Source organism: Streptomyces sp. 1331.2, assembly GCF_900199205.1.
Classification (GTDB): domain Bacteria; phylum Actinomycetota; class Actinomycetes; order Streptomycetales; family Streptomycetaceae; genus Kitasatospora.
Genome location: NZ_OBMJ01000001.1, coordinates 5,769,028 through 5,791,152, shown reverse-complemented (window position 1 = coordinate 5,791,152; position 22,125 = coordinate 5,769,028). Strand labels below are relative to the sequence as shown.

Annotated in this window: 19 protein-coding genes; 11 read left to right on the top strand and 8 right to left on the bottom strand. The window is 74.0% G+C overall.

All coding sequences use genetic code 11. The features are described from left to right. Positions 1-79: 79 nt before the first annotated feature. The 3 genes from CRP52_RS25030 to CRP52_RS37415 form a co-directional block, all read right to left on the bottom strand. Entirely contained in the window at positions 80-1,714 is a 1,635-nt protein-coding gene (locus tag CRP52_RS25030; RefSeq protein ID WP_101948248.1) for an esterase/lipase family protein, read from the bottom strand. Positions 1,715-1,897: 183 nt separating this feature from the next. Further along, a complete protein-coding gene (locus CRP52_RS25025) occupies positions 1,898-4,039 on the bottom strand; it encodes a SpoIIE family protein phosphatase (RefSeq protein ID WP_097238445.1) in 2,142 nt (713 codons plus the stop codon). Between the two features lie 551 nt (positions 4,040-4,590). Continuing rightward, positions 4,591-5,205, bottom strand: coding sequence for an ATP-binding protein (locus CRP52_RS37415; RefSeq protein ID WP_107474905.1), 615 nt, complete (start codon positions 5,203-5,205; stop codon positions 4,591-4,593). Positions 5,206-5,674: 469 nt separating this feature from the next. Between CRP52_RS37415 and CRP52_RS25010 the strand changes: the two genes are divergently transcribed. The 4 genes from CRP52_RS25010 to CRP52_RS24995 all read left to right on the top strand — a co-directional run bounded on the left by CRP52_RS25010 (position 5,675) and on the right by CRP52_RS24995 (position 10,131). Beyond that, positions 5,675-6,385 (top strand): urease subunit gamma, encoded by a 711-nt coding sequence (locus CRP52_RS25010; protein ID WP_097238443.1) that lies wholly within the window; start codon positions 5,675-5,677, stop codon positions 6,383-6,385. Further along, a complete protein-coding gene (locus CRP52_RS25005; protein WP_373560521.1) occupies positions 6,382-8,103 on the top strand; it encodes an urease subunit alpha in 1,722 nt (573 codons plus the stop codon). Before CRP52_RS25010 ends, CRP52_RS25005 begins: the two co-directional genes overlap by 4 nt. Before the next feature lie 48 nt (positions 8,104-8,151). Further along, the gene (locus tag CRP52_RS25000) at positions 8,152-9,201 is read left to right on the top strand and encodes an agmatine deiminase family protein (protein WP_179852913.1); all 1,050 of its coding nucleotides are present in this window, start codon (positions 8,152-8,154) and stop codon (positions 9,199-9,201) included. Between the two features lie 81 nt (positions 9,202-9,282). Beyond that, positions 9,283-10,131, top strand: a complete 849-nt coding sequence (locus tag CRP52_RS24995) for a TetR/AcrR family transcriptional regulator (protein ID WP_097238441.1) — start codon at positions 9,283-9,285, stop codon at positions 10,129-10,131. 276 nt (positions 10,132-10,407) lie between these two features. On the opposite strand, the gene CRP52_RS24990 is transcribed toward CRP52_RS24995, so the two are convergent. Then, entirely contained in the window at positions 10,408-12,012 is a 1,605-nt protein-coding gene (locus tag CRP52_RS24990) for a protein phosphatase 2C domain-containing protein (RefSeq protein ID WP_097238440.1), read from the bottom strand. Positions 12,013-12,330: 318 nt separating this feature from the next. Here CRP52_RS24990 and CRP52_RS24985 point away from each other — a divergent pair, with 318 nt between their 5' ends. From CRP52_RS24985 to pth, 4 genes are all read left to right on the top strand, one after another. Further along, complete coding sequence (locus CRP52_RS24985) at positions 12,331-12,867, top strand: hypothetical protein (protein ID WP_143685823.1); 537 nt, start codon at positions 12,331-12,333, stop codon at positions 12,865-12,867. Between the two features lie 102 nt (positions 12,868-12,969). After that, complete coding sequence (locus CRP52_RS24980) at positions 12,970-13,635, top strand: DUF3105 domain-containing protein (protein ID WP_097238438.1); 666 nt, start codon at positions 12,970-12,972, stop codon at positions 13,633-13,635. Positions 13,636-13,784: 149 nt separating this feature from the next. Continuing rightward, positions 13,785-14,417 carry a DUF305 domain-containing protein gene (locus CRP52_RS24975; RefSeq protein ID WP_097240322.1) on the top strand — a complete coding sequence of 211 codons (633 nt, stop codon included), beginning with the start codon at positions 13,785-13,787 and terminating at the stop codon, positions 14,415-14,417. 176 nt (positions 14,418-14,593) lie between these two features. Continuing rightward, positions 14,594-15,205 (top strand): aminoacyl-tRNA hydrolase, encoded by a 612-nt coding sequence (pth, locus tag CRP52_RS24970; RefSeq protein ID WP_097238437.1) that lies wholly within the window; start codon positions 14,594-14,596, stop codon positions 15,203-15,205. Here the strand turns inward: pth and CRP52_RS24965 are convergent. Then, on the bottom strand, positions 15,202-16,680 hold the full coding sequence (locus CRP52_RS24965; protein WP_097238436.1) for an MFS transporter: 1,479 nt from the start codon (positions 16,678-16,680) through the stop codon (positions 15,202-15,204). The genes pth and CRP52_RS24965 overlap by 4 nt on opposite strands. Positions 16,681-16,824: 144 nt before the next feature. On the opposite strand from CRP52_RS24965, the gene CRP52_RS24960 reads away from it, so the two are divergent. Both CRP52_RS24960 and CRP52_RS24955 read left to right on the top strand, forming a co-directional pair. Then, positions 16,825-17,331, top strand: a complete 507-nt coding sequence (locus CRP52_RS24960; protein WP_097238435.1) for a MarR family winged helix-turn-helix transcriptional regulator — start codon at positions 16,825-16,827, stop codon at positions 17,329-17,331. Positions 17,332-17,375: 44 nt separating this feature from the next. Beyond that, a complete protein-coding gene (locus CRP52_RS24955) occupies positions 17,376-17,999 on the top strand; it encodes a GNAT family N-acetyltransferase (RefSeq protein ID WP_097238434.1) in 624 nt (207 codons plus the stop codon). 39 nt (positions 18,000-18,038) lie between these two features. Here CRP52_RS24955 and CRP52_RS24950 read toward each other — a convergent pair whose 3' ends face one another. Next, the gene (locus CRP52_RS24950; protein WP_097238433.1) at positions 18,039-18,611 is read right to left on the bottom strand and encodes a methylated-DNA--[protein]-cysteine S-methyltransferase; all 573 of its coding nucleotides are present in this window, start codon (positions 18,609-18,611) and stop codon (positions 18,039-18,041) included. Further along, a complete protein-coding gene (locus tag CRP52_RS24945; protein WP_097238432.1) occupies positions 18,608-20,176 on the bottom strand; it encodes a DNA-3-methyladenine glycosylase 2 family protein in 1,569 nt (522 codons plus the stop codon). The genes CRP52_RS24950 and CRP52_RS24945 overlap by 4 nt, the downstream gene beginning before the upstream one ends. An 81-nt stretch (positions 20,177-20,257) precedes the next feature. On the opposite strand from CRP52_RS24945, the gene CRP52_RS24940 reads away from it, so the two are divergent. Beyond that, positions 20,258-20,737, top strand: coding sequence for an ASCH domain-containing protein (locus tag CRP52_RS24940; protein WP_097238431.1), 480 nt, complete (start codon positions 20,258-20,260; stop codon positions 20,735-20,737). A 104-nt stretch (positions 20,738-20,841) separates the two neighbouring features. Here CRP52_RS24940 and rsgA read toward each other — a convergent pair whose 3' ends face one another. Continuing rightward, positions 20,842-21,975, bottom strand: coding sequence for a ribosome small subunit-dependent GTPase A (rsgA, locus tag CRP52_RS24935; RefSeq protein WP_097238430.1), 1,134 nt, complete (start codon positions 21,973-21,975; stop codon positions 20,842-20,844). Positions 21,976-22,125 lie beyond the last annotated feature (150 nt).

The window sequence follows — 22,125 nt, the reverse complement described above, 5'->3', positions numbered from 1 at the left end:
GACCGGCACAGGTGCACCGACCGGCGCAGTCGGGCCGACCGGCCAGGCCCCCGGCCTTCCGGGGGCCGGTCTCCCGCGGTCACTCCCAGACCGCGGGCCGGAGGACGAGCGCCGCGTCGGCCCCGAGGAGCCGGCCCGCACTCGGCGGCAGGGGCACCGTCACCGCGTCCTGCTCCGGGTCGAGCGGGCTGGTGCCCACGGGGTCGCGGTCGGCGATCGCGGTCGGCAGCTGGGAGTTCCAGACGGCCCAGAGCCGCAGCTCGCCCTTGGGGTCGTCGCTCTCGTGCCCCACGTCGACGATCAACGTGTCGTCCCAGTCCGCGGTCTGGGCGAGGTGGTCGCGCCAGAACAGCAGCCCGTGCTCCTCGGTCAGCCGGGAGACCTTGAGGTGCAGCGCGTAGCGGGACGGCGGCGAGACCGGCCCGTTGCCGCCGTCGGCGGGCGACAACAGCGGATCGAGGAGGAAGACGGTGGTCAGCGGGACGGCGGCGCCCTCGGGCCCTGACTGCAGCAGGACGGGGCAGTAGTGCGCCGCCAGCTGCTGGTGCAGCACCACGGGCAGCCCGCGGACCGACAGCTGCAGCTCGCCCTGCCAGAAGGAGCGCCGGCCGTCGACCTCGGACGGGTCGGGGTCCAGGCCCGCCAGCTCGATCGCCACCCGCTTGCGGCCGAACAGGAAGCGGCGCAGATTCTGGTACCCCTCCTCGGAGTTGACCAGACCGTAGCGACCGGAATGCGAGCGGTGAACGTACGCCCGGTGCGCGCCCTCCACCCAGGCGTTGCGGATCGCCACCAGGCCGTCACTCTGCGGGCCGACGACCTTCCGGGAGGGGCCGTAGTCGCCGGGGTCGGTGCCGACGACGCAGAAGACGCGGTCGACGTCGAAGACCTCGGGCGGGATCCGGTTCGCCTGCCAGCCCTCCGGGGCCTCGGTGCCGTACTCGACGCCCGGCACCAGGTAGCCGTACATCATCTCGGGCGAGAAGATGTCGGATCCGACCGGGCCGAGGTCCTCCATGAACTCGTCGAGCAGGCCGCCGCCGACGGCGAAGGTGATCCCGCCGTGCGGCGTGCCGTAGGTGAACAGCCGGTCGACCAGGTCCTTTCCGGGGACGGTGGGCCGGAAGTCGCCGAAGCTGTCGTAGGACCACTTCTGCAGCATGCTGCGGCAGACCAGGCCGCCCATCGAGTGGGCGATCAGGTCGACCTTCTCCGCGCCCGTCTTCTCCCGGACCAGCCGGACGAGTTCGTACAGGTCCCTGGCCGCCGCCTCGATGTCGAAGTCGACGGCCCGGCTGCCGAAGGTGTCCGCGGAGGCGTCGTAGAAGCGGTGGATCCAGACGGTCGCCGGGTCCACCGACCCGGCCGCGCAGGAGCGCAGGTACGACTTGGGGTCACCGGCCACCAGCGGGTGGTAACCGTCCTCGGCGAACAGCCGCAGCAGCGGGCTCTCGAACTGGTAGTACTGGGCGGTGCCGTCGCCGCCGACCCGGATGTGGGTCGAGCCGTCGTTGAAGCCGTAGAACGGGTCGTCGACCTGCTTGTCGATGCCGCTGGTGCCGCCGGCGAAGCCGCGGACGTAGATCAGCGGGAGGCGGGCGACGTCCTCGGGGGCGTAGCGGGGCTCGACCGGCTGCCGTTGCGGGGGCGGCAGCGGGATCGTGGGGGACGCGACGGCCTCGCCGTCGGTGTGGTGATGGAAGATCGACACCATGGCGTGATCCTCGTCGGCAGTGGTCGTGGCTGCCCGCCTCGGGTCGGCGAGCCCGAGCCCGAGCCACACACCCTCGTCGGCTGCCGGGACGCGCCGGGGCGCGTGACCTGTCTTCAGGTTCGCACCCGCGACCGCGTTTCGTCCAGGGCCGCACCTTCTGCCCGGGCGCTGCCCGGGGACCGTCTAAGCTGCCGCCCCGCTGAGCTCGAACCACATCCGCTTGCCGGATCCGCGCGGCTCCACGCCCCAGGCGTCCGCCAGTGCCTCAACCAGCATCAAGCCGCGCCCGGAGGAGGCCTGTTCGCCCGGCGTCCGGCGGGTCGGCCACAGGTCCGACTCGTCCTCCACCTCGACCCGCAGCCGGGCCCGCCCGCCGTCGGCCTCCGGCTCCCGGTAGAGGCGCGCAGTGAACATGGCGTCACGGTCCGTGTGCCGGATGGCGTTGGTGACCAGCTCGGACGAGAGCAGTTCGGCCGTGTCGATGAACTCGGCGACGCCCCAGCGGCGCAGCGCGTCGCGCAGCTCGGCCCGCACCTCGGCGACCCGGGCCAGGTCGGCCTGGCCGATCCGGCGGCGCAGCTGCTGCGCGGCGAGGCCGCCCGCCGGGCCGTCCCAGCGCAGGAGCAGCAGCGCTATGTCGTCCTCGCGCTCGCTGGAGTCGGCGGCCTGGGAGGCGATCCGGTCGGCCAGCTCCTCCAGCGGGTCGCGGGGCGCCTGCGCGGCGGACGGCAGCGGACGTGCCAGCGCCCGGGTCAGCCGGGCCACGCCCTCGTCCAGGTCCATGCCGCGCGCCTCGACCAGGCCGTCGGTGCAGAGCAGCACGGTCTCGCCCGGGTCCAGGCTGAACCGGGTGACCCGGTACTCCTGGTCCGGGTCGATGCCCAGCGGCAGCCCGCCCGCGACCGGCACCACGGCGGCGGTGCCGTCGGCGCGGCGCACCACCGGGTCGAGGTGGCCGGCCCGTACGGCGTACACCACGCCGTAGTCGACGTTGACCTCGGCGTAGGTGCAGGTCGCGAAGTGGTCGGTGTCCAGGTCGGCGAGGAAGCGGGAGGCGCGGGCCATCACGGCGGCGGGCGGGTGGCCCTCGGCCGCGTAGGCGCGCAGCGCGATCCGCAGCTGGCCCATGATCCCGGCGGCGTGCACGTCGTGGCCCTGGACGTCGCCGATCACCAGGCCGACGTGCCCGCCGGGCAGCGGCACCACGTCGTACCAGTCGCCGCCGATCTGCAGGCCGGAGCCGGCCGCGAGGTAGCGCACGGCGGTGGTCACGCCCGGCACGGACGGGACGGTGCGCGGCAGCATCACCCGCTGCAGGCCGGCCGCCAGCTCGTGCTCGGCGTCGTGCAGCCGGGCCCGGGCCAGCGACTGGGCGACCAGCCCGCCCAGGGTGGTCAGCAGGGTGCGCTCGTCCGCGTCCAGCTCGCGCTCGTCGTCGAAGCTGACCACGCAGACGCCGATCGCCCGGCCGCTGGCCACCAGCGGCAGGTACGCCCAGGAGCCGCGGCCGGTGCGGTCGGCCTGCTTCCAGACCTCGGGGTAGCGGCCGCGGAAGTCCTCGCGGGTGGAGACGAACACCGGGGTGCGGTGGCGCAGCGCTTCGGCGGCCGGGTGGCCGCTCGGCAGCACGGTGCGGTCCCAGACCGCGAGCGCCTCGGCGTGGTAGCCGGAGGCGCCGAGGATCTGCGCCCGGCCGGCCTCGAAGGAGGCCAGCACCAGGCCGTCCGGCGGCAGCCCGGGCAGCGGCAGTTCGGTGAAGACCCGTGCCACGTCACGGACGGTGACGGCTTCGGAGAGGGCGCGCGCCGCCTCCTTGATGAACCGGGAGCGCTCCTCGCGCAGCAGGGCCATCCGGTCGGCGTGGTCGCGCTTGTGCAGTTCGACGGTGGCGTCCCAGACGAAGCCCACCATCCGGGAGGCGCGGCCGAAGGCGTCGGCGAGCACCCGGCCGCGGAAGCGCACCGCGCGCATGGTGCCGTTCGGCCCGATGGTGCGGTAGTAGGCGCCGCACTGGCCCAGCTCGGCCACCGCGCGCTCGACCCGGCGACGCACCACCGGCGCGTCCTCGGGGTGCAGCAGGGCCAGGAAGGAGGCGGCGGTGCGGTCGAAGCGGCCCAGCGCCGAGCCTTCCAGTCCGATGATCGTGCAGGCGCGCTGGTCGCCCTCCAGGACGTCGCGGCGGATGTCCCAGTCGAAGGAGCCGATGCCGTTGGCGGCCATCGCCGGCTCCAGCCAGTCCGGCATGGTGTCGGCGGAGGCGGGCGGCAGTCCGCCGGACAGCACGGGCGCCAGGCGGGCGGCGGCGAGGCTGGGGGACGGGCGCATCGCGGAGGTCCGCCGGGTCGGCTGGGCGGGCGGCCGGGGCTCTACGGTCCTGGGTTCCACGGCGCGCGGCTCTCCGGTCCTGGGTTCTGCGGTCCTGGGCTCTGCGGTCCTGGGCTCTGGGGTGCGCGGCTCGGCGACTCGCGGCTCGGCGACTCGCGGCTCGGCGGCGGACGTGCCGGAAGGGAGCGCCGGCCCCGGCGACTCGGGCTCAGTGGGCATGCTGCTCCTGCCGCTGCCGTGGCGGACCGCGCCGACCGTCCGGCCGGGCCGCGTGGCGATGTGATGGGTCGTGCTGGATGGGACGGTGCCGGCGGACGGTGGTCAGTCGAGGTTCGGTCTCCCCGCTGCTTCCCGCACGTGGACACACAGTCCCACCATCCTGGCCAATGTTCCGTCGAGCGGCAATGCCGACGGGCCGGAAATCTTCCGCTCCGCCTTCTGTTCAGGGCTTCCTTCGACAGCGAATCAATCGGTTGCGAACAATCGTACGACCGCGGGAACCGGACCCGAAGCGGCCGGAGTCGGCCCGGGTCGGACGGGGTCTGCCGGACTCAGGGCAGGGTGAGTTCGAACCAGGTGACCTTGCCGTCGCCTCTCAGCTGCACCCCCCAGGCGTCGGCGAGCGCCTCCACCAGCAGCAACCCGCGCCCCGAGGTCGCGTACTCGGCCTCCGGATCACGCCGACGGCCGGGCAGCCGGCTCGTCCCGTCGTGCACCTCGATCCGCAGCCGGTGGTCCGAGCCGAGCACCGCGTCGAAGACCGCGCCCTTGCCGGTGTGCACCAGAGCGTTGGTGACCAGCTCGGAGGAGAGCAGCTCGGCGGTGTCGGACAGCTCCGGCACCCCCCAGTGACTCAGCGCCGAACGCAGCCGCCGCCGGACGGCACCCACCGCGACCAGGTCGGCCGGGTCGAGCGCGAGGTGCAGCCGCCGGTGCAGCGCACAGCCGGGGGCCGGCGCGCCCGGCAGGGCCGTGTCGGTCGCTCCGGCCGTCCCGCTCGTGCCGCCCGTACCGGCCGGGCTGCTCGGACCGGCCGTGGCGCTCGTGCCGGCCGTACCCGCCGGGCCGGTCGTGCCGGCGGCGCCGACCGGGCCCTGGGCCGGCCCGGACCGGTAGGCGTCGCCCGAACTCGTCCGCTGCCGCGGGAATCGCGACTGACCGTCCATCACCACATTCCCCCGCCCTGGAATCCGGGCCCCCGCCTCCGGATCCCCCACCGGCCGGGTGGCCCCCTCGATCTGACCACCAATCCTCATGCCCAGTTGACGGCGTTTGCAACAGTGTGCGTCCGATCACGTGGGGTGAAAGGGGCACGGGGAGGTTCGCGTGATCCAACTGCCCGCGCCGGACAGGTTTGCGAAGCGCAGCGGCCGTTTTCGAAGCCACCGCCCCTCGGTTCCGCGCACACCCGGCGCCCGTACGAGCCGTGCGCCCGGCTGCGCGCCCCCGCCGCACGCCGGGGCCCTCACCCCCCTCCCCCGCCCAGGGAGCCGAACCCGCGCGGACCGGCAAGGCTGGACAGGGCGGCCCGGTCCGGGTTCAATGACCCCAGATGTTTGAACGGCGTTCTAACATCATCCGGAAGGCTTCGAGTACCCGAGCCGCCCCTCCCCCGGCAACCGCGAGCGAGGAACCGTGCGACTGACCCCCACCGAGCGGGACCGGCTGCTGATCTTCACAGCAGCCGAACTGGCCCGCGCCCGCCGAGCCCGGGGCGTACGCCTCAACATCCCCGAGGCCACCGCCCTGATCGCGGACACCGTCTGCGAGGCCGCCCGCGACGGCCGGCGCCTGGCCGAGGCCATCGAGGCCGGCCGCTCCGTGCTGACCGCCGACGACGTCCTGCCCGGCGTGCCGGACGTGGTCACCGTCGTCCAGGTCGAGGCCGTCTTCGAGGACGGCACCCGCCTCGCCGTCGTCAACGATCCCTTCAAGGGCGCCGGCTCACTCGGCGACGAGGCCCCCGGCGGCGCGCTGATCGGCGACGGCGCCGGCTACGATCCGGTCGAGGAGACCCTGCTGCTCCCCGTCCACAACACCTCCGGGGTGCCGATCTCGGTCACCTCGCACTTCCACTTCTTCGAGGCCAACCCGCGCCTCGCCTTCGACCGCGCCGCCGCCTACGGCACCCACCTCGCCGTCCCGGCCGGCTCCTCGGTGCGCTTCGACCCGGGCGCCACCGTCGAGGTCGGCCTGGTGCCGATCGGCGGCGAACGGGTCGCGATCGGCTTCGCCGGGCTCGTGGACGGCCCCCTGGACGCGCCCGGCGCGAAAGAGTCCGCCCTCGCGAAGGCCCGCGCGACCGGCTACCTGACCAGCTTCGACGACTCGGAGGTGCCCTCGTGAGTGCGATCACCCCGCACGACTACATCTCCGTCCACGGCCCGCGCGCCGGGGACCGGATCCGGCTCGGCGACAGCGGCCTGATCGTCCGGGTCGAGTCCGACTCCCAGGCGCCCGGCGACGAGTTCCTGGCCGGCTTCGGCAAGACCGCCCGCGACGGCCTGCACCTCAAGCCCGCCGCCGTCCGCGACACCTGCGACGTCGTGATCAGCAACGTCCTGGTCATCGACGCGATCCAGGGCATCCGCAAGACGTCCATCGGTCTGATCGGCGGCCGGATCGCCTCGATCGGCCGGGCCGGCAACCCGGACACCCTCGACGGCGTGGACGTGGTCGTCGGCACCGGCACCACGATCGTCTCCGGCGAGGGCATGATCGCCACCGCCGGCGCCATCGACACCCACGTCCACCTGCTCTCGCCGCGGATCATGGAGGCCTCGCTGGCCTCCGGCGTCACCACCATCATCGGCCAGGAGTTCGGCCCGGTCTGGGGCGTCGGCGTCAACTCCCCGTGGGCGCTGCGCCACGCCTTCAACGCCTTCGACGCCTGGCCGGTCAACATCGGCTTCCTGGGCCGCGGTTCGTCCTCCGACGCGGCCCCGCTGGTCGAGGCCCTGGCCGAGGGCGGCGCGTCCGGCTTCAAGGTGCACGAGGACATGGGCGCGCACACCCGCGCGCTGGACACCGCACTGCGGGTCGCCGAGGAGTACGACGTCCAAGTCGCCCTGCACACCGACGGGTTGAACGAGTGCCTGTCGGTCGAGGACACCCTGAAGGTGCTGGAGGGCCGGACCATCCACGCCTTCCACATCGAGGGCTGCGGCGGCGGCCACGTCCCCAACGTGCTGAAGATGGCGGGCGTGCCGAACGTCATCGGCTCCTCCACCAACCCCACCCTGCCGTTCGGCCGGGACGCGCTCGGCGAGCACTTCGGCATGATCGTCTCCGCGCACGACCTCAAGGTCGACCTGCCCGGCGACGCCGCGATGGCCCGCGACCGCATCCGGGCCGGCACCATGGGCGCCGAGGACGTGCTGCACGACCTCGGGGTCATCGGCATCACCTCCTCCGACGCCCAGGGCATGGGCCGGGCCGGCGAGACGGTGCGCCGCACCTTCGCCATGGCCGGCAAGATGAAGGCCGAACTCGGCCCGCTCGACGGCGCCGGCTCGTACGGGACGACGGAGAACGGCGACGACAACGAGCGGGTGCTGCGCTACATCGCCAAGCTCACCATCAACCCCGCCATCGCCCACGGCCTTTCGCACGAGGTCGGCTCGATCGAGATCGGCAAGCTCGCCGACATCGTGCTCTGGCGCCCGGACCACTTCGGCGCCAAGCCGCAGCTCGTCCTCAAGGCCGGTTTCCCCGCGTACGGCGTGGTCGGCGACCCCAACGCCTCCACCGACCGTTGCGAACCCCTCGTCCTGGGGCCGCAGTTCGGTGCCCACGGCGCGACCGCCGCCGACATCTCGGTGGCCTTCGTCGCCCAGGCCGCCGCCGACGGCGCCTACCTCGACCGCCCCGCCGACGGGCTGCCCACCCGCCGCCGCCGCGTCGGCGTCCGGGGCACCCGCGGCATCGGGCCGCGCGACATGGTGCGCAACGCCCGCGTCGGCCACGTCGAGGTCACCGAGACCGGGCTGGTCTCCCTGGACGGCTCGCCGCTGCGCTCCGAACCGGCCGACAGCGTCTCGCTCAGCCGCCTCTACTTCCTCTGATCCTCCCTCGTCTTCCGCGCCCTCCCGCGTTCTCCCCCATAGGACTTGATGATGACCACCCCCACGCCCGCCTCCCTCGGCTACCGGATGCCCGCCGAGTGGCACCCGCACGACCGCACCTGGATGGCCTTCCCGACCGCCAACCCCACCTTCGAGACCCCCGAGCAGCTGCACGCGGGCCGCGAGGCCTGGGCCGCCGTCGCCAACACCATCGTCCGGTACGAGCCGGTGACGCTGATCGTCAACACCGGTGAGACGGCCGAGGCGCGCAAGTACGTCTCCGAGCAGGTCGAGATCGTCGAGCGGCCGCTGGACGACGCCTGGATGCGCGACATCGGCCCGTCCTTCCTGATCGACGGCAAGGGCTCGCTGGCCGCCGCCGACTGGATCTTCAACGGCTGGGGCGCGCAGTCCTGGGCCCGCTGGGACAAGGACCAGCACATCGCCGAGCACATCAGCGAACTGACGGAGGTCCAGCGCTTCGCCTCCCGGCTGATCAACGAGGGCGGCGGCATCCACGTCGACGGCGAGGGCACGGTGCTCGTCACCGAGACCGTCCAGCTCGGCGAGGGACGCAACGCCGACTGGACCAAGGAGGAGGTCGAGGCCGAGCTGCACGCCTTCCTCGGCACCACCAAGGCGATCTGGCTGCCGCGCGGACTCACCCGCGACTACGACGAGTTCGGCACCCGCGGGCACATCGACATCGTCGCCTCCTTCGTCCGCCCGGGCGTCGTGGTCGCCCACGTCCAGCCCGACCCGTCCCACCCGGACCACGAGGTCTGCCAGGAGCTCGTCGCCATCCTGCGCGCCTCCACGGACGCCCAGGGCCGCCGGCTGGAGGTCATCGAACTGCCCGCCCCCACCGTCCTCCTGGACGAGGACGGCGAGCCGGTCGACTACTCCTACATCAACCACTACGTGGCCAACGGCGCCGTCATCCTGTGCGCCTTCGCCGACCCGCGCGACCAGGAGGCCGCCGCCATCCTCGGCCGCGCCTACCCGGGCCGCACCGTCGAACTCGTCGACGCCCGCGAGATCTTCGCCAACGGCGGCGGCATCCACTGCATCACCCAGCAGCAGCCGAAGGCACTCTGACGCCCGTCGCTGCCGGAGCGGGGGCCCGTCCCCCGCTCCGGTAGTCTTCGAACCTCCGTTCCACCGAGGGAGAGCACGCACATGGCGGACCCCCGCCCGCGCCGGCCGGCACGCCCCCGCGAGGAGGTCTTCGCCACCGCCCGGGCCGCGATCGCCGAACACGGGCTCGCCAAACTCACCATGGCCGGGCTCGGCAAGCAGCTCCAGATGAGCGCCGGACACCTGCTCTACTACTTCGGCAGCAAGGACCAGCTGCTGCTGGAAACCCTCCGCTGGAGCGAGGACCAGCTCGGCGCCCGCCGCCGCGACGCCCTCGCCGACCACACCCTCGACCCCTGGCAGCGCCTCGACGCCTACCTGCGCCTCTACCTGCCGGAGGGCGCGGGCGACCCGCGGTGGATCCTCTGGGTCGAGGTGTGGGGCCGCTCCCCGACGAGCGCCGAGATCCGCCAGGGGCAGCAGGAGATCGAGGCGCCGTGGCAGGCCGACCTGGTCGCCCTCATCGAGCAGGGCACCGCCACCGGCCACTTCACCCCGGGCCCGGCCGCCGACCGCGCCTTCCAGATCCGCGCCCTCCTCGACGGCCTCGCCGTCCCCATCGCCATCGGCCTCCCCGACACCCACCCCCCACCGCCCTCACCCAAGCCACCGCCGTCACCACCATCCTCCTGCGCGCCTGACCCCACCCCGATGGCCCCCCGAGTGCCCACCCCCTCGGGAAAATATGCAGACCGGTCTACTGATTCCCCCCGCAGCCGCCGCCCACCGGCACCGGCACCGGCACGGGCACGGGCACCAGAAGTCGGCCCGGCCGACTTCCTGCGCAGCCGTCCGCCGGAGGGCAGGAATATGCAGACCGGTCTACATATTTCCTCGCGACCGCAACTCTGCTCGCGCACCAGAAGTCGGCCCGGCCGACTTCCTGTGTGACCAGCCGGCTCGGCAGAAAGAAATATGCAGACCGGTCTACTGATTACACGGGCTGGACGGCGAGCCCGCACCAGAAGTCGGGCGGGCCGACTTCCTGCGCGGGGCGGGCGGCCACCATCCCGGGAAAAATATGCAGACCGGTCTACAGATTTTTACCTTGGGGCCGGCCGGACACCGGAAGGGGCGCGTCCGCCGCAGGGTGAGGTCCGTGCGTGAGAAGTCGGGTGGGCCGACTTCTCGTGCGCGCGGGCGGTGTAGGGCGGTGTGGGGCTTCGGTCATTCGGTCCAGATGGCGGCGGCGGTGCGGTCGTCGGCGTAGCCCTTGGCGCGGACCTGGACCTGGCGCAGGAAGTCGATGGTGCCCGGGGGGTGGGGGTGGGTCCAGTGGGTGGAGAGGAAGTGGGCGACGGCGGGCTCGTCGGCGATCGGGGCGGCCAGGCCAGGGGTGCAGAGGAGCAGGATGTCGCCCGGGGTCGCGGGGACCAGCCGGAAGCGGAACGGACGCGGGTCCGGGACCGGCGCCTCGGCGACCGGCGGCTGCCCGTCCGGGTGGTACAGCAGGCGGGCGGCGTACGCGTCGATCCAGTGCCCCGCGCGCAGCAGGTACAGCCCGCCCGGGCCGACGCCGAACGCCGCACGGTAGCCCGCCGCCGGGTCCAGCGACACCATCAGGCAGTGCAGCGCGGCCGGGGACTGCGGGTCGCCCCCTTCCTCCCGGGGCGCCAGCGCCCGCAGCGGGGCGGCGGCGCTGGTCGCCAGCCGCTGGAGGCCGTACCGGAGCCGGTCCCGGGCGCCATCGCGCAGGTCGGCGGCCAGTCCGGCCCGGCTTCGCCCGATCGCGGCGGCGAGTTGGCGGCAGGCTTCGTCGGCGGCGGCGGCGACGGCCTCCGCGGTGACCGCGTCCTCCGCCGCTCCGCCCGTACGGTCGAAGCCGCCGAGGACGGCGAGCAGCAGTCCGTCGGGGCCGTCGCCGAACCGGGTGACGAGCAGGGAGTCCCGCCGCGGCTCGCCCCGGTAGCGCGCGGAGTCGCCGCGGACGGAGACGGCGCGCAGCACGGACGGACCGTACTGCGCCCCCTCCAGCACGGTGTCCGGTACGAGGCCGCGCAGCGAGCCCGGGTCCGCCTCCGGGACGGCCGTCGGCTCGGGACCGTACGTCGGGGGTCGCTCGCCGACGTGCGGCACGGGGGCGCCGCCGTCGGCGAGCGGGGCACGGATGGCCAACCGGGGGTCGGGAATGGTGGCGGGGGCGGGGGCCGGGGCGGTGGGCTGCACCGGTTCCGGGTCGGGCTCCGGCACCGGCGCGTGGTCGGAGTCGGGTTCCGGGGCCAGGTCGGGGGCGGGGACGGGTGCCTCAAGGGCCTCGGGCGCTTCGGGCGCTTCAGGCACGTCGGGCGCTTCAGGCACGTCGGGTGCTTCGGGCACCTGAGGCGGTTCGGGCTTCTGCAGGGAGATCGGCTCCGGCTCCGGCGCCGCCACGGGCTCGGGCGCGTCGTCCGCGAAGGAGGGTGCGCGGAACTGGTGGGTCTCCGTGGACGTCCGCTGGCGTCCGATGCCCTCCGCCCCGCCGATCACTCCGACCGCGGTGTCGAACCAGTCGTCGATGCTGTCCCGGCCGTCCGGCTCCGGCTCCGGCACCACCACCTCGGGCACCGCCACCGGCTCAGGCCCAGGCCCCGGCTCCGGCTCAGCCGCCGGCTCCTCCCCCGACCGCTGCTGCCCGATGAGCCCGGCTGCCGTGTCGAACCAGTCGTCCACGCTGCCGTCCCCCGGGTCGGCGTCCGGTGTGTCGGGGAGGGTGCCCGCCGGGCCGTCGTAGACGGTGTCCCACCAGCCGTCCTCGGGCCGGGGCGGCTGTGCGGGTGCACCCTGCTTGCTCATCTGGCGGCTCCTGGTGGGTCCGGTGGTCGCGCCGCCCCCGGCGGGCCGGGCTCGACGTCATTGTTCTCCACGTGCAACGACCCTGTCCGGGTTTCGGCGACAACCGGTCACCCTTGGGAACATCCCGGCCACCCCGCCGACCTGCCGGTTCGTCGTCCGCGCCGCGGGGGCGTCACCGCATCGTTCGTTTCCGTTCCGTCCGTGCTTGCCGGATGTGCCCGGAGCAAGGTGTTTCCTGGTCATCCGGGCGTACGGGCCCCTGAAAATGAGGGCCGATGGGGGGCATCGCTTCACTCGTTCGGCTGATTAAATGTCCGCATGACCGCGTCGGCCCCCAGCTTGCCCCGACCGGGGAGGGCCGCACCGGCGGGCCGCCCGGTGGGTGCGCTGTTGGTCCTGCTGCTCGGCGCGCTGCTGGCGGTGCTGCCCTGCGCCGGTCAGGCGAAGGCGGTGGACGGGTCCGCCCGTCCGGTGCCGGCCGCGGCCCCGGCCAGTGCCGTGACCGTCGTCAGTGTGGTCAGTGTGCAGGTCGCCACCGGACAGGCGCCCCACGCCGACCCCGCCGCGCCGGCCACCAGGCCCGCCAAGGCCGCGAAGCTCGCGGAGGACCAGGGCCAGGGCCACTGGATCCTCTGCACCGCCGACGGCCAGCCCCCGCGCAACAACGGCTGCTCCAGTCACCCGTACTGCTCGCAGGACGCCCAGCTGCCGAACCCGCCGCCGCAGCCGCAGCCCGCCGTGTCACCCCGCACCCCGGCCGCGCCCGAGGCGCTGCCCCGGGTGGTGCCCGCCGGTCTGCTGGACGGTTCGCACCCGGCACCCGATCTGCACGAGCTCCAGGTCCACCGGTCCTGAGCGGAACCCACCGCCGGCCCCGCCGCCGACGGATCCGCCCCTCCCCTCCTTCCAGCTGACCGCCGCCACCGACCGGTGCGCGGCGGAGACAAGGACACCACCATGGGTTCCGCCTCCAAGCAGTCCAACAAGTCCGGCGGCAAGCAGGCCGGCCTCGACCGTCGCGCTCGGATCGCCGAGCTGCGCGCCGCAGAGCAGCGCCGCGACCGCCGCAACAAGGTCGTCGCCTCGGTGGCGGCCGGCGTGCTGGTGATCGCCGCGATCGCCACCGGCACCTGGGTCGTCATGGACCAGAACCAGAAGAAGAAGGACAAGGAAGCCGCCGCCAACGCGGACATCCCGGGCGTGAAGACCTTCGGCGACCTGGGCCGCACCCACGTCAAGGAGAAGGTCAACTACCCGATGACCCCGCCGGTCGGCGGCGACCACAACGCGGTCTGGCTGGACTGCATGGGCCACGTCTACGACCAGCCGGTCGAGAACGAGCGCGCCGTCCACTCGCTGGAGCACGGCGCGGTCTGGGTGACGTACAACGGCAAGGCCACGCCGGAGGACATCAAGACCCTGTCCGACAAGGTCAAGACCACCCCGTACTCGCTGATGAGCCCGTACCCGGACGAGCAGGGCACCATCACCCTGAACGCCTGGAGCACCCAGCTGGTCGTGGACAGCGCCAGCGACCCCCGGGTGAACCAGTTCTTCACCAAGTACGTCCAGGGCAAGCAGACCCAGGAGCCGGGCGCCTCCTGCACCATGGGGCAGATGTGACCGCCGACGCGGGCCGCCCGGGCGAATCCGGTACCTCCGGGTCCGCCGGGTCCGCCGGGTCCGCTGCCGAGGACGCCGTCGCGACCGCTGCGGCGGCCGTCACCGAGGCCGCCACCGCCGAGGGCCCGGCCAGGTCCGCGCGCCGCCGCCTGTGGTGGCCGGCCGCGCTGGCCGCCGCCGTGGCGCTGGCGCTCGGGGTGCCGGCCCTGGTGGCGAGCGGGACCTCGGCCTCCGGCTCCTCCTCGCTGTCCGTTCCGGCGGACGACTCGCCCGAGGCCGGTTTCGCCCGCGACATGGCGACCCACCACCAGCAGGCGGTGGACCTGTCGTTCGCCGTCCGGGACCGCACCTCCGACGAGCCGACCCGCACCCTGGCCTTCGACATCATCAACACCCAGGCCAACCAGCGCGGCATGATGATGGGCTGGCTGGACCAGTGGGGGCTGCCGCAGCACTCGGTCGCCAAGCCGATGGCCTGGATGCAGATGGGCCACGACTACCAGGCGCACGACGGTTCGCTGATGCCCGGCATGGCCACCAACGCCCAGATCGCGAAGCTGCGTTCGCTCAGCGGGCGGGACGCCGAGGTGTACTACCTGCAGCTGATGATCGAGCACCACAAGGGCGGCGTCGAGATGGCCCAGGGCTACGTGGACCTGGCCAGGAACGACGCCGAGAAGCGGCTCGCCCAGTCGATGGTGGTCGCCCAGACCTCGGAGCTGGAGCTGATGACCGACATGCTCAAGGAGCGCGGCGCCGCCCCCGGCGTGCCCGCGTCCTGAGCCGGCGCAGCCCGTACCGGCGCAGCCCGTACCGGCTCACCGCCTGCTGCCGGCTCAGCCCGCTCCGGCGCACCCTTTCGCGTTCCCCGGACGGCCGGGGCGCGGCCGACGGTCCCGTACCGTCCGCGCCGTGCCCCGGCCGTCCGCCGTTCCCGCCCCCTTACGGAGTCCCGCGCATGACCCCTGACGTCCCCTGGCTGATCGCCGGACTGGGCAACCCCGGCCCGTGGTTCCGGCTGACCCGGCACAACGCGGGCTTCCTCGCCGCGGACCGGCTGGCCGAGCGGCACGGCGTCCGCTTCCGGCGCAGCGGAATCGCCACCCGGCTCGCGGAGTTCGAGGTCGACGGCCACCGGGTGCTGCTGGCGAAGCCGCTGTGGTTCATCAACCTGTCCGGCCGCCCGGTGGCCGCGCTGCTGCGCCGCCACGGCGTGCCGGTCGAGCGGCTGGTGGTCGTGCAGGACGACCTGGACTTCGCGTTCGGCTCCGCCCGGCTCAAGCGCGGCGGCGGCCCCGGCGGCCACAACGGCGTGCGCTCGGTCGGCGAGGTGCTCGGCACCCGCGACTTCATCCGGCTGCGCTTCGGCATCGGACGCCCGCCCAAGGGGCAGAGCATCGGCGACTTCGTGCTGAAGAAGTTCTCGGACGACGAACTCGCCGCACTGCCGGGTGAGTTGGACCGCTGCGCGGATGCCCTGGAGACCCTGGTCCGGCTCGGCCTGAACCGGGCCCAGGACACCCTCAACGCGCCGACCGCGCCGACCGCGCCGACCGCGCCGACCGCCTAACGACGAGCCGTACGGACCGTACGGACCGTACGAACGGCGCGGGCCGGCCGGGTGAGGAGGGCGGCTGCCGCCGCGACCACGGCGAGGACGAACAGCACCGTCCGTCCACCGGACGCCGCGCCCGCCAGGTGGACACCGAGGACGGACAGCGCCATCCCGAGGGCCGTACCGAGGCTGCGCGCCATGTTCACCATGCCGCCGCCGACCGCCGAGCACTCCGCCGGTATCGCCCGCATCACCAGCGCGTTGTTGGCAGGCAGCAGCAGGCCCAGCCCGTAGCCGGCGACCAGCAGCGGGCCCGCGGCCACCGCCGAGGCCGGCAGCAGCGCGAACAGCAGCAGGCCGGCGGCCGCGACGGCCGCGCCGAGGCGGCACCGGGTGACGTCCGACCAGCCGCGGGGCAGCAGCCCGCCGCCGACCGTCGCGGCGAGGGCGAAGGCGGCGGGCAGCAGGGTGACCACCAGGCCGGCGCGGGCCGTCGACACCCCTGCGTCGGCGAGCAGTACGGGGCCCAGCACGAGCGGGCAGAACAGGAGCAGGTAGCCGATCAGCGCCACCACCAGGCCGGACCGCACTCCCGGGGTGTTGACCAGTCCCGGCGCCAGGATCGGCCGGGCGGCCCGCCGTTCCTGGTGCACCAGTGCGGCGGTGAGCACGGCGGCGACGATCAGCAGGGCGGCGACCGCCCAGCCTGGCAGGGGCAGGCCGGAGGCGGTGGACAGGGCGAGCAGGAGTGCCGTGGTCGCGCCGGTGAGCAGCAGCATGCCGGGTAGGTCGAAGCGGGCGTCGCCCCGTCTGCGCCGCGCCGCACCGCCCGTCCGGGGCCCGGGTACGGGGGCCGGACCGTCGGTCCGGGTGCGGGGCAGCAGGTACCAGCCGGCCAGGATGCCGAGCACGGCGATCGGCACGTTCACCCAGAACACCCACTGCCACGAGGCGCGTTCGACCAGCAGTCCGCCGAGGCTCGGCCCGAGCGCCAGTCCGAGGCCCTGCGCGGAGGCCTGGATGCCGAGCGCACGCCGCATCGCGTGCCCGGGGACGCCGCGGGCGACCAGGGCGACGCTGTTGGCCTGCATCATCGCGGCGCCGACGGCCTGGACGGCGCGGCAGCCGACCAGGATCCAGAGGCTGCCCGCGAATCCCGCGCCGAGCGAGGAGAGGCCGAAGACGGCGAAGCCGCCGATGTACATCGTCTTGCGGCCGACCAGGTCGGACAGCCAGCCGATCGGGGCGAGCAGGGCGACCAGGACGAGCAGGTAGGCGAGGGCGACCCACTCGACGGCGGCGAAGCCCACGTCGAAGTGGCGGCCGATGGCGGGGAAGACCAGGGCGATGACGCTGGCGTCGAGCTGGCCGAGGAAGGCACCGAGACACACCGTGCCGACGGCCAGCCAGTGGGCGTGTCGCCAGCCGGCGATGCCACGCGGCCGGGGCCGCTCGGTGAGCAGCCGTACGGCAAGGGCGGTGGCGTTCATGGGACAAATATATCGGATGCAGATATGTTCTTTCTACGAGTTGATCGTTCTGCGATACGTAGCGTCTCGCAGGGCGTCCGCACCCCGCCCGGGGGGCGGACCGCGCCCCCGGAACGGCCCGTACCAGGCGATACGCTGTCCGCCATGCCGTCGTCACCACACGTTCCCGACTCCGCCACCGAAAGCCCCGATCCGGCGGTCGAGCACGCCCGGCGGCTGACCGACACCGTCACCCGGCTGCGCCGCGCACTGCGCAGCAGCATCCGTACCGACTACCCGTGGGAGTCCCTGCCGATGGCGCAGGTCGAACTCCTCCAGACCCTCGCCGCCGCCCCGCTGCGCGTCGGCGAGCTCGCCGCCCGGCAGCGGCTCGCCCCCAACACCGTCAGCGGGCTGGTCGGCAAGCTGCTCGACGCCGGCTTCGTGGACCGCCAGGCCGACCCCGGCGACCGCCGCACCGCCCGGATCGCCCTCACCCCGGCCGGTCGGCGCCAGCTGGACGACTGGCAGCGCGCCCACGAACGCCGCATCGCCACTGCCTTCGACACCCTCGACCCCGCCGACCGCGAGGCCGTCGTCCAGGCACTGCCCGCGCTCGACCGGCTCGCCCGCGCCCTCGCCCCGCCGGGAGCCGGCGCCGACCAGGGCTGAAAACCGCTGGTCAACGGCACCGGCCCAGCACTACCGTCCCCGCTGTGACCACACTACGGGCGGGCCTCTCGGCACAGGTACGGATCGAACCCTGGACGGACGGCGACCTCGCGCTGCTGCGCCGGGTCAACACTTCGGAGATGAAGAAGCACGTCGGCGGGCCGGAAACCGAGGAGCAGCTGCTCGTCCGGCACCGGCGCTACCTGGACTTCGTCCCGTCCGGGCTCGGCTGCATGTACCGGATCGTGCTGCTGCCGGAGGGCGGTCCTGCTTCCGGCGGGACGGCTACGGGCAGGGCGGCTACGGGCGGGACGGCTACGGGCGAGCCGGTCGGGGGCGAGCCGGTCGGGGGCGAGGCGGTCGGGACGGTCGGCTACGGCACCCGGACCTGGGAGGGCGAGAGCGTCCACGAGATGGGGTGGAACGTGCTTCCCGGTTTCCAGGGCCGGGGCATCGCCGTCGCCGCCACCCGCGCCGCGGTCGCGGCCGCCCGCCGCGAGGCCGCGCACCGGTACCTGCACGCCTTCCCCTCGGTGGACAACCCCGCCTCCAACGCGGTCTGCGCGAAGGCCGGGTTCACCCTGCTCGGCGAGACGGACTTCGAGTTCCCGCCCGGGCGGTTCATGCGCAGCCACAACTGGCGGGTGGACCTGCACGGTTCGGAATGACCCCGGGGAACCCCCGGCGGGAGCCGGAGAGCAGGCGGATCAGAACAGGGTCGTCCGGTTCTCCAGCTCCAGCAGCCAGCGCTTGCGGTCCACGCCCGCCGCGAAGCCGGTGAGCGAACCGTTGGCGCCGAGCACCCGGTGACAGGGGCGCACGATCAGCAGCGGGTTGGCGCCCACCGCGCCGCCGACCGCCCGGACCATGCGCGGCTCCTGCCCGGCCAGCTCGGCGAGTTCGCTGTAGGTGACGGTCGTGCCGTACGGGATCTCGTCCAGTGCGGCCCAGATCCGACGGCGGAACTCGGTGCCCACCGGCGCCAGCGGAAGGTCGAACTCGGTGCGCTCACCGGCGAAGTAGGCGGTCAGCTGGGCGACCGGCTCGGCGAGCGACTCCGGGTCGAGGACCCAGTCGTCGGCGGGCTCGGCCAGCGCGTACTTCTGGCCGGGCGCGGTGACGGTGGCCAGCGCGGCCGGCCCGCCGCCCTCCGGCAGGACGCCGCTGAGCAGCAGCCAGCCGAAGGGGCTCTCCATGGTCGTGTAGACGGTGGTGGTGTCGGCGGCCGTGGCGTCGGCCGTCGTGGCGCTGACGGTCTCGGTGTTGGCGGTGGTGCTCATGCTCGTGCGTTCTCCGTTCCGGTACTGATGATCACGGGCCCGGCCCACAGCCGGTGGACGGCGTAGGAGCGCCACGGCGCCCAGGCCTCGGCCGCGCGGGCGGCGGACTTCGGGTCGCCGGGGGCGCCGAGCCGGACCAGGCCGTGCTTGACGCCGACGTCGCTCGGCAGGAAGACGTCCGGGTCGGCGAGGGCCCGCATCCGCAGGTAGCCGACCGTCCAGGGGCCGATGCCGGGCAGTTCCAGCAGCCGGGCCGCGGCCTCCTCCCGGTCGGCCCCGCTGTCGAGGCGGACCGTGCCCTCCGCCAGCGCCGCGCACAGGCCGGTGAGCGCCCGGCGGCGGGCGGCGGGCATCGCGAAGTCCTCCGGGTCGGCGGTGACGAGCGCCGCCGCGGTCGGGAAGAGCAGCCGCAGGCCGCCGCTGGGCTCGGGCAGCGCGGCGCCGTACTTCTCGGCCAGCCGACCCGCCAGGGTACGGGCGGCCCCGACGGTGACCTGCTGGCCGAGGACGGCGCGGACCGCGAGTTCGTGCGGGTCCACGTGGCCGGGCGAGCGCAGGCCCGGGCGCTCACGGACCAGCGGGCCGAGCACCGGGTCGGCGCCGAGCTGTTCGTCGACGGCGAGCGGGTCGGCGTCCAGGTCGAAGAGGATGCGCAGGCGCTGGACGGCGGTCGGCAGGTCGCGCAGGTCGGCGAGGAAGAGGCGGCAGTCCAGCCAGCCGCGGGTGCGCGGCTCGGCCGGCGCCAGGCCGTCGACCTCGGCGATGCCGTGGCCGTACGGGAGCGCGAGGGTGCGCCGGTAGGTGCGGACGCCCGGGCGGGCGCCGGGAACGACCTCCTCCACACCGGGGACGGCACGCAGTGCGAGGAAGTCGATCAGGTGGTCGCTGTCCAGCGGGCCGCGGTAGGCGAGGCGCAGGGTGAGGCCGCCGGCCGGGGTCGCGGTGCGTCGGCCGGCGGCCACCTCGGCCCGCAGGCCGCTCGGCGTGCGGTCGTACACCTCGCGCACGGTGTCGTTGAACTGGCGGACCGAGGCGAAGCCGGCCGCGAACGCGACGTCGGTGACGGACAGCTCGGTGGTCTGCAGGAGCAGCCGGGCGGTCTGGGCGCGGCGGGCGCGGGCCAGCGCGATCGGGCCGGCGCCGAGCTCGGCGGTGAGCTGGCGCTGCAGCTGGCGGGCGCTGTAGCCGAGGCGGCCGGCCAGGCCCGCGACGCCCTCCCGGTCCACCACGCCGTCGCCGATCAGGCGCATCGCGCGGCCGACCAGGTCGGCGCGGTGGTTCCACTCGGGCGAGCCCGGCACGGAGTCGGGGCGGCAGCGGCGGCAGGCGCGGAAGCCCGCGCCCTGGGCGGCCGCAGCGCTCGGGTAGAAGACGCAGTTGACGCGCTTGGGGGTTACGGCCGGGCAGCTCGGCCGGCAGTAGATGCCGGTGGAGGTGACGGCCGTGAAGAAGACGCCGTCGAAGCGGGCGTCGCGGCTGTCCACGGCTCGGTACCGGATGTCGTCGTCGATCACGCTGTCCAGTCTGCGGGATCGGGTGCGGGGGGACTGGCGGGAATCGGACATCGCCGTTGTACCGGCACCGGCACCCGCCGCCCGGCGGGAAATTCCCCGGCCGACCGACCTGCCCGCGGCTACGCTCGCCCCATGACCGAGCAACCCGGCGAGCGGCCCGCCGACCACTCCTACACCGGCCCGGACGACCCGCAGGTCGTCGCCCTGCCCCCGGCGGAGTTCGCCTTCCCCGGTCCGCTGCGCGATCAGCTGGTCGCGGCCATCCTCAGCGGGGCCAAGACCAGCACCACCGGACTGGTCGCCGACTACGAGCACGAGGGCGAGCCCCTGCCCCGGGCCGGCGAGCGGGCCGCCGTCCTCGACTCGGACGGCCGCCGGGTCGCGGTGATCGAGACCACGGACGTCCGGGTGGTCCCGCTCGCCGAGGTCGACCTGCAGCACGCCCTGGACGAGGGCGAGGGGGACGACAGCGTGGCCGAGTGGCGTGCGACGCACGAACGGTTCTGGCGCAGCCCGGAGTTGCTCGCCGCCCTCGATGATCCGGATTTCACCGTGGACGACTCCACTCCGCTGGTCCTGCAGCGCTTCCGTCTGGTGGCCGACCTCCGCTGAGCCCCGCGTACCCCGTGTGCCCCGCGTACCCCGTGTGCCCGGTGTACCCGGCGGGGGCCGGCCGGCGGCCGCTCGGTGGCGGCCGGCCCCCGCCGATGGGGTGGTCAGCGCTTCACCGGACCTCCCGCGGCACGCATCGACTTGGTGATCGCCTTCCACTTCTGCAGCCGGGCCTTGGCCACCCGGGCGTCCGTGCGCGAGGCGATCCAGTCGTTCTCGCGCTGGAGCTTGAGGTAGCTGTCCATGCGCCGCTGCGGCAGGGTGCCGTCGGCCAGCGCCGCCTGCACCGCGCAGCCGGGCTCGGTGTGGTGGCCGCAGTCGTGGAAGCGGCACTCCTCGGCCAGCTCGGCTATGTCGGCGAAGGCGAGGTCCACCCCCTCGCCACCGTAGAGGCCGACCTCACGCAGACCGGGGGTGTCGATCAGCACGCCCCCGCCGGGCAGCGGGATCAGCTCGCGGGTGGTCGTGGTGTGGCGGCCCTTCTGGTCGACCGCACGGGCCTCCTGGACGGTCATCACCTCGGCGCCGGCCAGCGCGTTGGTGAGCGTGGACTTGCCGACGCCGGACTGGCCGATCACCGCGGTGGTGCCGGGGGTGCAGGCGCGCAGTACGTCGATGCCCTCACCGGTCTCGGCGCTCACGGTGAGCACCGTGACGCCGGGGGCGACGGCCTCGACGTCGGCCCGGATGAAGTCGGCGTCGTCCACCAGGTCGGCCTTGGTGAGGACGACCAGGGGCTCGGCGCCGGACTCCCAGGCCAGGGCGAGGAAGCGCTCGATCCGACCGAGGTCGGGGTCGGCCGCCAGGGAGGCGGCGATCAGCACGGTGTCGACGTTGGCGGCCAACACCTGGCCGTCGGAGCGCTTGCCGGCCACCTTGCGGATGATCGCGGTGGAGCGCGGCAGCAACGCGGTGACGGCGGCCATCGGCTGGGCGTGGAGGTCCACGGCCGCCCAGTCGCCCGTGCACGGGCAGTTGATCATGTCGGCGTCGCCCACCGGCCGGGTGTCGAACCGCACGGTGCGCGGCTCGCCCGTCTCCGGGTCGGCGATCACGGCGTCGCACTGGCCGCGGTCGACCCGGACGATCCGGGCCGGGAGCAGCCCGGCCTCGCCGTACGGGGCGAACAGCTCCGCGAGCTCGGCCGTCCAGCCGTACCCGGCCAGCGTGGAGCCGGCAGCGGAGTCATCAGAAGAAAGGGAAGAGGAGAAGAACGGAACGGAGGCAGCGTTGGACAACGCAGTGGCCCTTCGGGAGGAGTGCGTCCCGGCGGGCTACGGCTGGCGCGAAGGGCTCAGCCGGCGGCCGGGAAAAGGAGGTGAACGCGAGTGCTGCCCTGGGCAGCTATCGGGGCGACAACGACCACGGGGTTCACCTCCTGCTCTCTA